Consider the following 14,576-nt stretch of genomic DNA (forward strand, 5'->3'; position numbering starts at 1 on the left):
CCGTCTCCGTGCCCGGAGCACAGGCTAACGGCGCGCGCCTCAGGTCGTGCGGGAGGCCCGGACCAGCGCGACGCCCAGCGCCACCAGGATGGCCGCGGCCAGGCCGATGGACCCGACCGTCGCGCCCGTCGCGGCGAGGCTGCCGGAGGCCGGCCCGCCCGCGCCCGATCCCGGGGCCGGGCTCGCCGACGGCTCCGGGGTCGGGCCCGGCGTCGGGTCCGCGCTCGAAGTGGGGCTCGGCGTCGGGCTCGGGACCGGCACCCGCACGACGGCGAAGTGCTCCTCGAGCCAGTTCTCCCCGGCGCCCGTCACCGCTACCGAACGCTCGGTGACGTCAGCGGTGTACCCGTCGGGCACGGTCAGCGTGATCACGTAGTCGCCGGGCGCCAGGTCACCGGTGAAGTACCCGCCGGCGGCGTCGGAGGCCAGGGTGATCGACCCACCGGGACCGGCCACCGTCACCGTGGCGCCTGCCACGGGTGCGTCGGCGTCGTCCGTCACCGTGCCGCCGACGGAGCCGGGACGGGACAGCGCGAAGTCCAGGTCGGCCAGGTCCTCGGCCGCGACGGTGACGTCGCGGGTCTCCCGCCCGTCGGGGCGGTACCCGTCGGGCGGGGTCACACGCACCGTGTGGTCGCCGGGGAGGACGCCGTCGAAGACGTAGGTGCCGTCGGCCGCCGTCGTGGTGCTGACCGTCCCGTGCGGGCCGGTCAGCGTCACGACGACCCCCGCGAGTGGTTCCTCACCGACGGTCACCGCGCCCGAGAGCGCCGCGGGCGCCCGGACGACGAAGTCGTTGCCGGCGCTGGGCTCCTCCTGGCCGACCGCGACGGTGATGTCGTCCGGCGAGGTGGCCGTCACGTACCCCTCGGGCAGGTCGCTCAGCGCGAACGTGTAGTCCTGCGGCTGGTCGTCGCCGGCGTCCCATCCGACGTCGTCGATCAGGTACTCGCCGGCCGAGCTCGTCAGGGCGGTGAGCGGGGTGCCGCCGCCGACCGGCGTGAGCGTGACGGTCGCCCCGGGGACGGGGGCGTCGTCGTCGGTGAGCACCGTACCGCTCACGGCGACGGGCCGGACCTCGCGTGCCGCGAGGTCGACGTCGGTGGCGTCGGCGGAGCTGAGGTCGATCTCGTCGACCGCCCGTTCCCCGAAGGGGATCAACCCGTGCGGGTAGGCGTCGCCCGCCTCCGGGAGGGTGGTGAGCTCCACGCGGTACCCGGGCGCCGCGACGTAGCCGGGGAAGATGTACTGGCCGCTCTCGTCCGACGTCGCGGTGTCGAGCTCGGCGCCGTCCGGGCCGAAGAGCGTGAGGGTCGCCCCGGGAAGGACGCCCTGCGGCGCGCCGCCCGCGTCCACCAGGTTCACTGTCCCGGCGATGTCGCGGGCCAGGGACGCGAACCACGTCTGGTACACCGGGAAGCCGCTGCGCTGGTAGAACTCGACGGTCAGGCTCATGACCGGCGCGGTGGGCCGGAACCAGCCGGCGGCACCGGACGTGTCGACGGCGCCCGCGTTGCCGAGCAGCTCACCGGTGGCCGGGTCCCAGGTCGGCACGTCCTCCGGCGAGCCCGCGCAGGACGGCGACCCCGCCCCCTGGCAGTAGTTGAGACCGCCCTGCCAGCCCAGGTCCGCGCCGGCGAGCAGCCGGCCGTCCGCGCCGCGTGCGGTCACGACCGCGCGGTCCGCGTCGATGTCGCCCAGCACCAGCGCCCAGCCGCCCGCCGGCGTCGGGTGCTCGAAGGTGTAGGTGGTGGTCGACGGCGTCGTCGGCCGGTCGGCCTGCGGGCGGAGGTTGAGGTACTGCCGGCCGCGGCTCGACCCGAAGACCTCGCCCGGCGGCGTCGCCGGGCCGAGCCACGAGGACGCGCCGGAGACGACGCCGACGCCGCCCCGCGAGTCGGAGGTCACCGTCGCGGCGGGGAAGCCGCCGGCCGGCAGCCGCACCGTCGTCGACCAGTCGCCCGCCGACCCGGCCAGCGGCTCCCAGTCGGCCCATCCGGCGGACGTCTCCGCGGTCGCGGACATCGCTGGGACGACGGCGCTCAGCGCGGCAAGCACTACCGCCGCGAGTACGCCCAGGCCGGCTGGGGTGTGCTTCACAGTCGAAACGGTAAGCAAGAACCCGCGGAACCGCGCGAGGGCGAAAAGTTGCACGGCCGTTCCCGAGCGTGCGCCACGCCGGAAGACCCACTCTGCCGAGATAGAACCAGGGCGAGATAGAACGCCGGCGAAGTAGAACTGTGGCGAGATAGAACCCTGGCGATGCTGCGGTTCTATCTCGCCACAGTTCTATCTCGCCAGGGTTCTATCTCGGCCGGGTCGCACAGTGGCGAGGACGGGCGGGCGCGGCCTCAGCCGCCGTTCGACTGGCGGATGCCCTCGGCGAGCGCCTCGAACTCGTAGACGAACCCGCCCGCCGTCCCGCTGACCGTCATGTAGGCGTCGGTGGTGCCCGGCCTGATGGCGATGTTGGTCGCCGACGTCAGCCCCCTGGCGCGTGGCGGCAGGGAGACCTTCGTGAGCAGCTCGCCGGTCGGGCTGTAGACGAAGATCTTGGCCTGGCCGTGCACGCCCTGGTAGACGTTCCCCGCGGCGTCGACGGCGTTGGAGTCGATCTGCGTGTGCCCGCCGTCGAACTGGACGGCGGGGTGGGCCGTCGTCACCTCCGTCCTGCCTGCGTCGAGCCGGAGGTAGTCGACCCGGTTCGCGGTGTGCTGGCTCACCCACAGGCCGTCGTGGTCCGGGGTGAACGAGATGCCGTTCGGGGCGGGCAGGTTCCGCGCGAGGACGGTCGCCTCGGCCGTCTCCTTGTCGATCCGCACGACGCGGCCCTGCGGCTCCCACGAGGGATCCGCGTAGCCGGTCGTGTCGGTGACGAAGAGGTGGCCGGACTCGTCGAACGCGACGTCGTCCGGCTGCATGCGCTGCCCCTCGACGTCGCCGGCGAAGAAGGTCCGCGGATCGTCGCCGTCGGCGGTGATGCTGTCGATGCCGCCGCTCACGAAGTCGGTGAGATAGAGCCTGCCGTCATGCGGGCTGAACTGGGCGGACGTGTACGCGCTGGTCTCGTTCGTGTACACCGGGTCGACGTCGCGGGTGTCGACGTCCACCCGCAGCACCTTGGGCTCGCCGGCCGGGGCGGTCACGTCGACGACGAACAGGCTGCCGTCCGGGCCGAAGGTCGGGCCCTCGAGCAGGGTCATCCCCGTCGCCTCGTGCACGGAGGTCACCTGGACCAGCCTGGTCGCCGTCCGCTCCGGCGCCGGGTCGGGGTGCCGCCCGCCCGCGGCGGCGTCGGCGGTCCCGGGGGCGGCGCAGCCGAGCAGCAGGCCGACCGCCGCGAGGGCGGGCAGCGCAAGGGCGGGCAGCGCGCGGGCCGGCAGCCGGCGCGCCGTCATCGGCCCGCCACCAGGACGTCGCCGATCTCGTTCGCGCGCCACTCGCGCAGCAGGCGGTGGAACGCGACCGGTCCGGGGCCGTAGGAGAAGCTCGGTCCCGTGCTCGCGCCCTCCCGGTTGTAGTAGCCAGGGGTGCACTCCGCCTGGAACGCGCCGTTGTCGTGGGCGGTGTCCCGGATGGTCTGCGCCCAGCCGGCCTGCGCGTCCTCGGTGGGCTCGATGTAGCGGGCGCCGGCCGCGCGGCCCTCGGCGATGACGGCGGCGATGTGCTCGGCCTGCTCCTGCAGGACGTGCGTGAAGTTCACGGAGTTGGCGTTCTGCAGGGACCCGAGGTGGAAGAGGTTCGGGAAGCCGTGGCTGTAGAACCCGTGCAGCGTCGTGGGGCCGCGGCCCCAGGCCTCCAGGAGCGGCAGGCCGCCCCGGCCGGTCACGGGCATGGTCCCGGAGAGGACGCCGGAGACGCCCACCTCGAACCCGGTGGCGAAGATGACGCAGTCGACCTCGTACTCGACGTCGCCGACCACCACCCCGGTCTCGGTCATCCGGGTGATCCCGCCGAAGTCCGCCGTGTCCACCAGCGTGACGTTCGGGCGGTTGAACGTCGGGAGGTAGACGTCGCTGAAGGTCGGCCGCTTGCACATGTAGCGGTACCAGGGCTTGAGCAGCTCGGCGGTCGCCGGGTCGGTGACCTCGTCGTCGACCCGGGCGCGGATCTGGTTCATCTTCACGAGGTCGACGAGCTCGTCGATCCGCTCGCGCTCCTCGGCGGAGACGCTCGTGTCGACGGCGCCGGTGACGACCTTGCGCTGCAGCTGCGCGGTGGAGGTCCACCCGTCCTGTGTCAGGTCCTCCTCGACGGACTCGCCGGAGACCACCGACAGGAAGTTGTCCATGCGCTCCCGCTGCCAGCCGGGCCGGAGCGAGGCGGCCCACTCCGGGTCGGTGGGCCGGTTGTCCCGGACGTCCACCGACGACGGCGTCCGCTGGAAGACGAAGAGGTGCTCGGCGTCGCGCGCCACGAACGGGATCACCTGGACCCCGGTCGCACCCGTGCCGACGACGGCGACCTTCTTGTCGGCGAGCCCCGTGAGGCCGCCGAACTGGTCGCCACCGGTGTAGCCGTAGTCCCACCGGCTGGTGTGGAACGTGTGGCCGCGGAACGTGTCGATGCCGGGGATGCCCGGCAGCTTGGGCTCCGTCAGGGTGCCGGACGACGTGATCACGAAGCGCGCCCGGATGCGGTCGCCGCGGTCGGTCCGCACCACCCACTCCGCCGTCGTCTCGTCCCAGTCCAGGGCGGTCACACGGGTCTGGAAGACGGCGTCGCGGTACAGCTCGAACTTCCGCGCGATCGCCACGGCATGCTGCCGGATCTCCTCACCGGGCGCGTAACGCCACTCCGGCACCGCGCCGACCTCCTCCAGGAGCGGCAGGTACACGTAGGACTGGATGTCGCAGTGGATGCCCGGGTAGCGGTTCCAGTACCAGGTGCCGCCGAAGTCGCCGGCCTCGTCCATCATCCGCAGGCTCTCGACGCCTGCCTCGCGCAGGCGGGCGCCGGTGACCAGTCCCCCGAAGCCGCCACCGACGACGAGCACCTCCACGGAGTCGGTCAGCGGCTCGCGCTCGACGCGCGGGGTGTAGGGGTCCTTGGCGTAGTAGCCGAAGGAGCCCGCCGCGCGACGGTACTGGGTGGCGCCGTCGGGGCGGATGCGGCGGTCCCGCTCGGCCGCGTACCGCGCGCGGTACGCGGCGACGTCCAGCTCCTCGACGACCGGTGACTCCTGGGGTGAAGTTGTCATGGGTGGGACGATAAACTTAACCCGGTCCTAAGTAAATAGGTTAGGGCGATCCTAAGTAAATCGCGCCTCATGTCACGTGACGAACTACCGTGGGCACGTGACGAAGACCGGTGACGCCGAGCGCACGCGGCTGGCCGCGCACATCCGGAACCTCAACATCTCGTTCGAGTCCTCGGCGCTGCCGACCCTGCTCAACCCGCTGCTGACCGTGGAGCTGACGATCCAACAGCTCAAGGTCCTCACCATGCTGGTCACCACCGACGAGGGCATGACCGGCAGCGGGCTCGCGGAGACGTTCGGGGTGTCCATGGCGTCGGTGTCCGGACTGCTGGACCGGCTCGAGGCGCAGGGCATGGTCGCGCGGTCGAGCGATCCCGACGACGCGCGGGTGCGCCGCATCCGCGCCACCGAGCTCGGCCGGTCCGCCATGCGGCGGCTCGTCGCCTCGCGCCCCGAGTACGCCGACGACATCCTCGCGCGCCTACCGCTCGAGGACCTGCGCGCGCTGGCGCAAGGTATGACCGCCGTAGGCAAGGAACTGGACCGCCTCCACCACCCCGACCGTTGAGTGCTGGATATTCGCCCCTCCAGCACGTCCGGAAGGGCGAATATCCAGCACTCAACGGGTCCGGACAGTCAGGTCGCGAACTCGCGGGCTCGGATCTGGGCCAGGTGGGCGTGGACCAAGGGGAGGACCGAGGCGCCCTCGCCGCTCGCCGAGGCGACCCGCTTCATCGAGCCCGCGCGCACGTCGCCGACGGCGAAGATGCCCGGCACCGTCGTCTCGAGGCTGGCCGGCGGCTGGCCGTCGACCCAGAACTCCCGCGGCACGTCCCGGCCCGTGAGCACGAACCCCCGCTCGTCGAGGGCCACGCCCTCGGGCAGCCAGGAGCAGTCGGGCTCGGCGCCGAGCAGGCAGAACAGCCCGTCGGCCAGTGTCTTGAACGGCTCGCCGGTGTCCAGGTTCTCGAGCCGGAGCCACTGGAGCCGCCCCTCCCCGCCGCCGTCGGTGACCACGGTCCGGGTCCACACCTGGATGTTCGGCGTCGCCTCGATCTCGCGGATCAGGTAGGCCGACATCGTCTCGGCCAGGCTCGCGCGCCGGACCACTATCGTCACCGCGCCCGCGAACTTGGCGAGATGGATGGCGGCCTGCCCCGCGGAGTTGCCGCCCCCGATCACGTAGACGTCGCGGTCCTGCAGCTCGCGCGCCATCGACGTCGCCGCGCCGTAGTAGACGCCCGCCCCCACGAGGTCGTCGACGGCGGGCACACCCAGGCGGCGGTACTTCACGCCGGTCGCGATGACGACGGTCCGGGCGCACATCTGGGCGCCGGCGACGTGCACGTGCTGGTGCTCGGGTTCGTTCGCCGGCCCCGGCTCGATCCGGATCGCCGGGCGCCCGGTGAAGAACTGCGCGCCGAACCGGCCCGCCTGGATGCGGGACCGCTGGGCGAGCCGCATGCCCGAGATCCCGCGCGGGAAACCGAGGTAGTTGCGGATCATCGAGCTCGACCCTGCCTGGCCACCGATGGCGTCGCGTTCGAGCATCACCGTGGCCAGCCCCTCGGACGCCGCGTAGACGGCCGCGGCGAGACCCGCCGGACCGCCACCGACGATGGCCACGTCCGCGATCACGCCGTCGGGGATCGAGTCGAAGCCGCCGTAGATGGCCTCGGTGACCGCAGCGGGTGTCGCCGCAGAGAGCACGCGGCCGGTATGGGTGCGCACCAGCGGGAGCTCCGCGCCCACCCCGGCTGCCTCGACGATCTCCTGCGCCGCGTCGTCACCCGGCGCGAGCGAACGGTACGGGAAGCCCAGTCGCTCCAGGAGGTCCCGGACCGCCGCCGCGGCGCGGTCGCCCGGCTCCGCGACCAGGTCGTTGATGGTCACCAGCGGCCGCCCGACCGACCATCCCCACTCCGACAGCAGCTCGATCAGCGCGGTGTGGAACTCCTCGTCGCGCGGCCCGCGCGGGATGACGACGAACGTGTCCATGTCGCGCCGCAGCGCCGCCGCGCGCAGGTCGTCGATGGCGCCGGCGAAGTCGTCGAACCACACGAGCGCCACCCGCCGCGCCGTCGCCACGATGGCGGGGACGTGGTGCAGGAACTCGATCGACGTGCCCTCGTCCAGGACGTGCTCCGCCGCGACCATCGCGATCTGCGCGCCGTCGCGCACCAGGTCCCGCGCACGGTCCAGGCCCGCGTCGAAGCCCGCGGCGACCTCTATGCGGTAGTCGCGGTCGTACCGGGCGCGGAACTCCTGCTCGACGACGTCGGCGTGCTCGCCGACGACCAGGAGGATGACTGGCCTGTCGCTCATGGCGCAAGACTAGACGTGGCTCGGCCTGGTCGTGCGGGCCGGCGCGGTCAGGCGGCGGCGTCGGGCCGGGTACGGCAGCGGGTGGGCCACCATGTACGCCGCGCCCTTGCAGATCAGCTCCTTGTAGCCGGCGGCGAGGCGCCCGCCGGGTGCGGCCGGCTTGGCCCGGTCGTCGGCGGTGACCAGCTGGATGACGGCGTCCTGCCGGCCCAGGCTGATGCACTGGTGCACGTAGCCCAGAGGCGTGCTCGGGAGCCTCCCGCCGGTCAGGCGCGCGGCGATGGAGTCGGCCGCCTGCCAGGCCATCGGGATGCCCGAGGCGCACGACATCCGCAGCGGCGTACCCAGCGGGCCGTCGGCCAGCGCCGCGTCACCCACCGCGTAGACGTCCGGGTGGGAGACCGACCGCATGGTGCCGTCGACGACGACCTGGCCGCTCGCCGAGACCCGCAGCCCCGTCGCGGCCGCGATCGGGTGCACCGCGAACCCCGCCGACCACACGGTGACGTCTGCCGGGATCGTCGCGCCGTCGCCGGTCAGCACCTCGGTGGCGCCCACCTGCTCGACGTCGGCGTGCTCGTGCACGGTGACGCCCAGCCTGTCGAAGACCCTCCGCAGGTGCCGCTGCCCGGCCGGCGAGAGCCAGTCGCCCAGGCCGTTCCGGACCGCGAGCGCCACGTCCAGGTCGCCACGTGCCTCGGCGATCTCGCTCGCCGCCTCGACGCCGGTCAGCCCGCCGCCGACCACGACCACCCGGCCGCCGGGGGCCAGCCCGGCGAGCCGGTCGCGCAGCCTGAGCGCGCCCGGTCGGCTCGCGACGTCGTGGGCGTGCTCGGCCACGCCCGGCACACCGTGCTCGGCCATCGAGCTGCCCAGGGCGTAGACGAGCGTGTCGTAGCCCAGCTCGGTCGGGCCGCCGGCCGCGCCGTCGTCGGCCCTGCCGCCGTCGGCGTCCGTCAGGGTGACCACCTTGCGGTCGACGTCGACGGCGGTGACCCGCGCGACGCGCAGGGTGACTCCCGTGCCGGCGAGCATGTCGCGCAGCGGCCGCGGTCGCAGCTCCTGCCCGGCCGCCACCTGGTGCAGGCGGACCCGTTCGACGAAGTCGGGCTCGGCGTTGACGAGGACGACGTCCACGTCGCCGGCGTGCAGGCGCCGTGCCAGGCGGCCTGCGGCGGAGGCGCCGGCATAGCCGGCGCCGAGGATGACGATGCGGTGCTTCATGGGATCACTCAGCCTGTCGGGGGATCGGGTCGCGGGATCGGTCATGCCACCTGAACCAGATGGCCGACCGATCCCTGACACCCGCGGCTGTGAGCCCGGTCACCAGCCCTTGATGATCGGCTCCCCGTGGTCCGACGCCGCCCACTGCCGCGCGGCGCGGCCGAGCTTGTCCCGGTTGACCTGGCTGAGCACCGCCGCGATGCCGTCGGTGGTCGCCTCCAGCGTCATGACGCCGATGAGCTCGCCGTCAACGACGGCGACCAGTGCCGGGCTGCCGTTGGCGGTCCAGGCGTAGACGTCCGGGCTGCCGCCAAGCGCCGCCCGCTTGGCCTCGGCGGGCTTGAAGAGCCCGCGCAGGAACTTCGCGACGGCCTCGGCGCCGAAGAACGGCTTGGTGCGCGCCGGGACCTTGCCGCCGCCGTCGCCCACGCCCATCGCGTCCGAGGTCAGGAGGCGGATCAGCGGCTCCGTCCGGCCGCTCGTCGCGGCGGCGAGGAACTCCTCCACCACCTGCCGGGCCGCGGCCTGGTCGACGGCGGCGCGGGACCGCTCGGTGGCCAGGTGCTCCTTGGCGCGGTGGAAGATCTGCTGGCTGCCGACCTCGGTGATGTCGAGCATCTCGGCGATCTCCGCGTGCGAGTACGCGAACGCCTCCCGCAGCACGTAGACGGCGCGCTCGTTCGGGGTGAGGCGCTCCATCAGCACCAGGACCGCCGTCGAGACGGAGTCGCGCTGCTCCGCGGTGTCCGCCGGACCCAGCATCGGGTCGCCGCCGAGCACCGGCTCCGGCAGCCACTGGCCGACGTAGACCTCTCGCCGGGCGCGCGCCGACCCCAGCTGTGTGAGGCAGAGGTTCGTCAGCACCCGGGTCAGCCAGGCCTCCGGCACCCTGATCTGCGCGCGGTCGGCGGCCTCCCAGCGCAGGAAGACCTCCTGGACGGCGTCCTCGGCCTCCGCGGCGGAGCCCAGCAGGCGGTAGGCGATGGCCTCGAGACGCGGGCGGAAGCCCTCGAAGGCCTCCAGCTCGTCGGGCCGCAACGACTCCTTGGTCATGGGCCCGACCCTACGACGACGGCGGGCCGGGCCGCTGCGGTCCCGAGCGACCCGAAAAGTTCGCCCGCAAGCAAGGTCCGGTTCCACGCGCCACGGGGCGGCCCGCGGCTCTACGCTGATCCCACCATCGAGCCGGGCTCGCCGGCCCGGCCGCAGGTCGCCCGGACGGGAGTCAGCATGTCCTTCGCCACTCGTGGTTTCTCCGGCCGCAGACGTGAGCCGGACGCGCGCCTCCCACCCGGTCAGACACTGGTCCAGGACTGGCCGGTGCTCAGCGCCGGACCCACCCCGCGCGTCGACACCGCGGACTGGGAGCTCACGATCCGCGACGAGACCGGCGCCAACCACCGCTGGAGCTGGGACCAGTTCCTCGCGCTCGGCGTCGAGGACGTCACCGTCGACATCCACTGCGTCACCCACTGGTCGCGGCTCGACATGGCCTGGCGTGGCGTCAGCCTCGACAAGGTCTTCGAGAACGTCGAGTCCGAGCACGAGTTCGTCATGGCGCACTCCTACGGCGGCTACACGACGAACATCCCGCTGGAGGACCTGCTGGACGGCAAGGCCTGGATCGCCACCGAGGCGGACGGCGGGCCGCTGGACCCCGAGCACGGCGGCCCGGCCCGGCTGCTCGTGCCGCACCTGTACTTCTGGAAGAGCGCCAAGTGGCTCCGCGGGCTGACGATGATGCCCGACAACGACCCGGGCTTCTGGGAGCAGTACGGCTACCACCTCTACGGCGACCCGTGGAAGGAAGAGCGGTACTGGTGAGCGCGCAGCCCGCCGCCCCGGTCCGCAGGTCGCGGCCGCACGCAGCGTGGCACGTCGCGACCGTCGTCGAGACCCGCCACGAGACGCCCACCGCCGCGCGGCTCGTCCTCGACGTGCCCACATGGCCGGGGAGCGCGGCGGGCTCGCACGTCGACGTACGCCTCACCGCCCCGGACGGCTACCAGGCCAGCCGGTCCTACTCGATCGCCTCGTCGACCCCGGCGGGGCAGGTGGTCCTCGCGGTCGACGAGCTGCCGGACGGCGAGGTCTCGCCGTTCCTGGTCCGCGAGGTACGGCCCGGCGACCAGCTCGAGCTGCACGGCCCGCTGGGCGCGTTCTTCGTCTGGCGGCCGGGCGAGAGCACCCGTCCGGTCCAGCTCGTGGCGGGTGGCTCCGGCGTCGTCCCGCTGTATGCCATGGCCGCCGCGCACGGCGCCGCCGGCGACGACTCGCCCTTCCGGCTGCTGTACTCGGTCCGGACCCCGGCCGACGTCTTCTTCACGGACGAGCTGACCGCACTCGCCGGGCCGGCCTTCGGACTGGACCTCGTCTACACGCGTAACGCCCCGGACGGCTGGCCCGACGCCGTCGGGCGCCTCACCCGGGAGTCGCTCGCCGCCCGCACGATCCCCGCGGCTGAGCGGCCGCGGGTCTACGTCTGCGGCTCGACAGGTTTTGTCGAGGCGGTCGCCGGCTGGCTGCAGGAGCTCGGCCACCCGGCGGCGGACATCCACACCGAGCGCTTCGGAGGTCTTTGATGACGAACCATCTTGACGGCAATGTTCTCGCGGGCGCGCTCTCCGAGGTGTTCACGGCCGACGTGACCTCCGCCCGCGCCCGCTGCGGCGGCTGCGGCCGGATGGGCGCGCTCGCCGAGGCGATGGTCTACACCAACGCGCCCGGCCTGGTGGCCCGGTGCGCGGGCTGCGACCAGGTGCTGGCCACGATCGTCGACGCGGGCGACCGCCTGATCCTCAGCCTGGCAGGCCTGAGCGCGATCGAGCTGACCCGCCCCACCCCGGCACGCTGAGTGCTGGATCTTCGCCCTTCTCAGGCTGGTTTCGGGGCGAATATCCAGCACTCAACTGGGGTGGGGAGGGTTAGCGGGCCGTCAGGAACGCGTCCAGGGCCGCGAGGTCGTCGGTGTTGATGTGGTCGACGCCGGCGTCCGCCAGCTCGGTCCACACCGCGTCGCGCGCCGTCCCCGGCTGGTCGGGCGTGGCCCAGAACCGGACCCGGTAGCCCGCGGTGTGCGCCTGGTCCACGAAAGCGTGCAGGCGCTCCCGCTCGGCGGCGGGCATCGGGCCCACGCCCTGCCAGGTGAAGAGCTTGGTCCAGTTGTCGCTGACCAGCGGCATCAGGCTCGCCGGAAGCCCGGAGCCCAGGTCCCCCGACCGTCCGTCGTAGAACGCGTACCGCACGGGCTGCGCGCGCATGGTCTCCAGCGGCCGGTTGCCGCTGATGACGGCGGTCACCGGGCCGGTCCGCACCTTGCCGTGCACCGTGCGCGTCATGAGCCGCGCGTGCTCGGCGAGCGCCTCGTGGACGGCGGCGTAGGTGGTCTCGCCCTCGGACTTGATGTCGATCAGGAGCTGCAGGCTGCCGTCCCAGCCGGGGTAGACGCTCCGGCCGCGGCCGCGCGTCAGGTCCTGCAGCGGGTCGAGGTAGAGGCTCTCCAGCGTCCGGGCGGGGTCGACGTCGACGAGGTCGTGCGCGACGAGCAGCTCGCCGTCGACCAGCCAGACGTCCGCCTCGACGCTCGTGAAGCCGTGGGACAGCGCGTCGTACAGCGGCCGCTCGTGCTCGTAGTCGTTGTGGGCGTGCGCGGCGTCGTGCGGCTCACCCAGGTCGACGCCCCATCCGGGCGAGGTGGCCGACGCCGGCGTGGCCAGCCCCGCGAGCAGCGTCGCGGCCGCGAGGGCCGCACCGACGATAGTTCTTCCGCGCATTGTCGTCTCCTTGGTCCTGCTGGATCTGTACCTGCTGGATCTGTACCTGCTGGATCTGTTCCTGCGGATCTGTGCCGGTGGATCTGTGCTGAGTGCCCACCGATCCAGCTCATGCAAGCGCCGGCCGCTGACGAGATGGTGAACTCCGGACGACGCGGTGCCGTCGATGAGCGGAACCGCTCCGATGGGTACTTCTTCCCCTTCCGGGTTGTTCAAGGAACTGCAAACATCTCCCTAGCCGGTGCGGAATACCGCACCGGCAGGCTGAACCACCGGGTCGCTGTGTGACCCGCTGAGGGGAGAACATTCATGAGGAGAGCGCCTGCGCTTCTCGCGGTGATCGCTTTGATGGCCTCGATGCTGGCTGCCGTGGTGGGTGTGGCAGCACCTGCGTCCGCCGCGGCCCGTGACGGGAACTGTGACAGCGGTGAGTTCTGCTACTACTACAACAGCGACAACGCGGGGTCGGTCTCGGACTTCGCCGGGTCGATCAGCGACCTGGGCGCCACCCAGCCGTCGTGCTACGACTTCAAGAGCTCCGGCGGCGGCCAGGGCGAGTGCGTGAAGAACAACGCCGCCTCGGTGTGGAACCGGTCGGGCGAGACGGTTCGCGTCTACTTCAACACCGCGTTCGGCGGCATCTACCAGAACATCGGAGCGGGGTACAAGGGACAGCTCAGCGCGGACCTGTACAACAACAACGCCTCGCACCAGTTCGTCGGGACCGCCGGGACCGACACCGGTGCCCGCAGCGGCACCTGTGAGACCGGCGAGTTCTGCTACTACTACAACAGCGGGAACACGGGGTCGATCTCCGACTTCACCGAGTCCGCCGGCAGCTACGGTGACGCGCAGCCCGTCTGCTACGACTACAAGGGTGCGGGCGCCGGTCAGGGCGAGTGCATCAAGAACAACGCGGCCTCCGTCTGGAACCGGTCCAGCAAGACCGTCCGCGTCTACTTCAACAGCAACTACGGGGGCTCCTACCAGGACGTGGCCGCCGGGTTCAAGGGACAGCTCAACAGCACCCTCTACAACAACAACGCCTCGCACCAGTTCGTCGGCGCCACGGCTCCGGGCGGCGGCTCGCGCAGCGGCACCTGCGAGACCGGTGAGCTCTGCTACTACTACAACAGCGGCAACACGGGGTCCATCTCGGACTTCACCGACTCGGAGGGCGACTACGGCGCGACGCAGCCGTCGTGCTTCGACTTCAAGGGCGCGGGCGCCGGCCAGGGCGAGTGCATCAAGAACAACGCGGCCTCCGTCTGGAACCGGTCCAGCAAGACGGTCTGCATCTACTACAACAGCTACTACGGCGGTTCCTCGCAGAAGGTGGCGGCGGGCTTCAAGGGGCAGCTGAACAGCACGCTGTACAACAACAACGCCTCCCACAAGTTCATCACGACGGCCGACTGCCCCGTCTCCAGCGGCCCCGTCGACCCGGGCGAACCCGGCGGGGACACCAGTGGTGACTACGCACAGAAGGTCGAGCGCGTCATCCAGGCCGCGCTCGCGCAGACCGGCCAGGGCTACACCTACTCGTGGGGCGGCGGCAACAAGTACGGCCCGACCTACGGCGTCTGCTGCAGCCCGGGCGGCTACGACGACCGGAGCCGGTTCGGGTTCGACTGCTCGGGCCTGACGCAGTACGCGTTCTGGCAGGGTGCGGGGGTCGACATCGGCACGTACACCGGTGCGCACCTGAGCAAGGGCACGCAGGTCTCGATGAGCAACCTCCAGCGCGGCGACCTGATCATGTGGGGCGGCTGGTCGAGCACGTACCACGTCGCGATATATCTAGGGAACGGAAAGATGGTCGAGGCGTCGTCGCCCCGGACCTCGACCAGCGTGCACGTGACCAACGTCTACGGCGGTGACTTCGGGATCCGCGTGAACATGTAGGTCCTTGCGCCAGAGCTGGACCGGCACGGTCCTGTCACCGACTCGGTGGCAGGACCGTGCCGCTTCCTGGGGCACCGTCGCATCGCCTACGCGGGGGCTCCTGAGGGCGGCGGACCCGGGCGGTTCCTGGCGCCGGGGTGCAAAGAGGG

General features: G+C 72.1%; 12 protein-coding genes. 5 read left to right on the plus strand and 7 right to left on the minus strand.

Annotated features, from left to right (window positions below; genetic code table 11):
• Positions 1 to 39: 39 nt before the first annotated feature.
• The 3 genes from ACNYC2_RS23250 to ACNYC2_RS23260 form a co-directional block, all read right to left on the minus strand.
• Positions 40 to 2,100, minus strand: coding sequence for an MSCRAMM family protein (locus ACNYC2_RS23250; RefSeq protein WP_419704057.1), 2,061 nt, complete (start codon positions 2,098 to 2,100; stop codon positions 40 to 42).
• A 251-nt stretch (positions 2,101 to 2,351) separates the two neighbouring features.
• Complete coding sequence (locus ACNYC2_RS23255) at positions 2,352 to 3,398, minus strand: SMP-30/gluconolactonase/LRE family protein (protein WP_419704058.1); 1,047 nt, start codon at positions 3,396 to 3,398, stop codon at positions 2,352 to 2,354.
• Complete coding sequence (locus ACNYC2_RS23260) at positions 3,395 to 5,200, minus strand: flavin-containing monooxygenase (RefSeq protein ID WP_419704059.1); 1,806 nt, start codon at positions 5,198 to 5,200, stop codon at positions 3,395 to 3,397. Before ACNYC2_RS23260 ends, ACNYC2_RS23255 begins: the two co-directional genes overlap by 4 nt.
• Positions 5,201 to 5,297: 97 nt before the next feature.
• Here ACNYC2_RS23260 and ACNYC2_RS23265 point away from each other — a divergent pair, with 97 nt between their 5' ends.
• A complete protein-coding gene (locus ACNYC2_RS23265) occupies positions 5,298 to 5,768 on the plus strand; it encodes a MarR family winged helix-turn-helix transcriptional regulator (protein ID WP_419704060.1) in 471 nt (156 codons plus the stop codon).
• Between the two features lie 68 nt (positions 5,769 to 5,836).
• On the opposite strand, the gene ACNYC2_RS23270 is transcribed toward ACNYC2_RS23265, so the two are convergent.
• The 3 genes from ACNYC2_RS23270 to sigJ form a co-directional block, all read right to left on the minus strand.
• Positions 5,837 to 7,525, minus strand: a complete 1,689-nt coding sequence (locus ACNYC2_RS23270) for an FAD-dependent oxidoreductase (protein WP_419704061.1) — start codon at positions 7,523 to 7,525, stop codon at positions 5,837 to 5,839.
• Positions 7,526 to 7,534: 9 nt separating this feature from the next.
• The gene (locus ACNYC2_RS23275; RefSeq protein WP_419704062.1) at positions 7,535 to 8,749 is read right to left on the minus strand and encodes an NAD(P)/FAD-dependent oxidoreductase; all 1,215 of its coding nucleotides are present in this window, start codon (positions 8,747 to 8,749) and stop codon (positions 7,535 to 7,537) included.
• Between the two features lie 99 nt (positions 8,750 to 8,848).
• Entirely contained in the window at positions 8,849 to 9,802 is a 954-nt protein-coding gene (gene sigJ / locus ACNYC2_RS23280) for an RNA polymerase sigma factor SigJ (RefSeq protein WP_419704063.1), read from the minus strand.
• 177 nt (positions 9,803 to 9,979) lie between these two features.
• Here sigJ and ACNYC2_RS23285 point away from each other — a divergent pair, with 177 nt between their 5' ends.
• The 3 genes from ACNYC2_RS23285 to ACNYC2_RS23295 are packed head-to-tail and all read left to right on the plus strand — an operon-like array spanning position 9,980 to position 11,603.
• Complete coding sequence (locus ACNYC2_RS23285; RefSeq protein WP_419704064.1) at positions 9,980 to 10,573, plus strand: molybdopterin-dependent oxidoreductase; 594 nt, start codon at positions 9,980 to 9,982, stop codon at positions 10,571 to 10,573.
• Positions 10,570 to 11,331: an FAD-binding oxidoreductase gene (locus tag ACNYC2_RS23290; protein WP_419704065.1), complete on the plus strand. Its 762-nt coding sequence runs from the start codon at positions 10,570 to 10,572 to the stop codon at positions 11,329 to 11,331. Before ACNYC2_RS23285 ends, ACNYC2_RS23290 begins: the two co-directional genes overlap by 4 nt.
• The gene (locus tag ACNYC2_RS23295) at positions 11,331 to 11,603 is read left to right on the plus strand and encodes a DUF6510 family protein (RefSeq protein WP_419704066.1); all 273 of its coding nucleotides are present in this window, start codon (positions 11,331 to 11,333) and stop codon (positions 11,601 to 11,603) included. The genes ACNYC2_RS23290 and ACNYC2_RS23295 overlap by 1 nt, the downstream gene beginning before the upstream one ends.
• A 70-nt stretch (positions 11,604 to 11,673) precedes the next feature.
• On the opposite strand, the gene ACNYC2_RS23300 is transcribed toward ACNYC2_RS23295, so the two are convergent.
• Entirely contained in the window at positions 11,674 to 12,522 is an 849-nt protein-coding gene (locus tag ACNYC2_RS23300) for a phosphatidylinositol-specific phospholipase C/glycerophosphodiester phosphodiesterase family protein (RefSeq protein ID WP_419704067.1), read from the minus strand.
• Positions 12,523 to 12,831: 309 nt separating this feature from the next.
• Here ACNYC2_RS23300 and ACNYC2_RS23305 point away from each other — a divergent pair, with 309 nt between their 5' ends.
• Positions 12,832 to 14,427, plus strand: a complete 1,596-nt coding sequence (locus ACNYC2_RS23305) for a peptidase inhibitor family I36 protein (protein WP_419704068.1) — start codon at positions 12,832 to 12,834, stop codon at positions 14,425 to 14,427.
• The last annotated feature ends 149 nt before the right edge of the window (positions 14,428 to 14,576 follow it).

Origin of the sequence: Promicromonospora sp. NFX87 (assembly GCF_048564965.1) — a bacterium.
Lineage (GTDB): Bacteria > Actinomycetota > Actinomycetes > Actinomycetales > Cellulomonadaceae > Promicromonospora.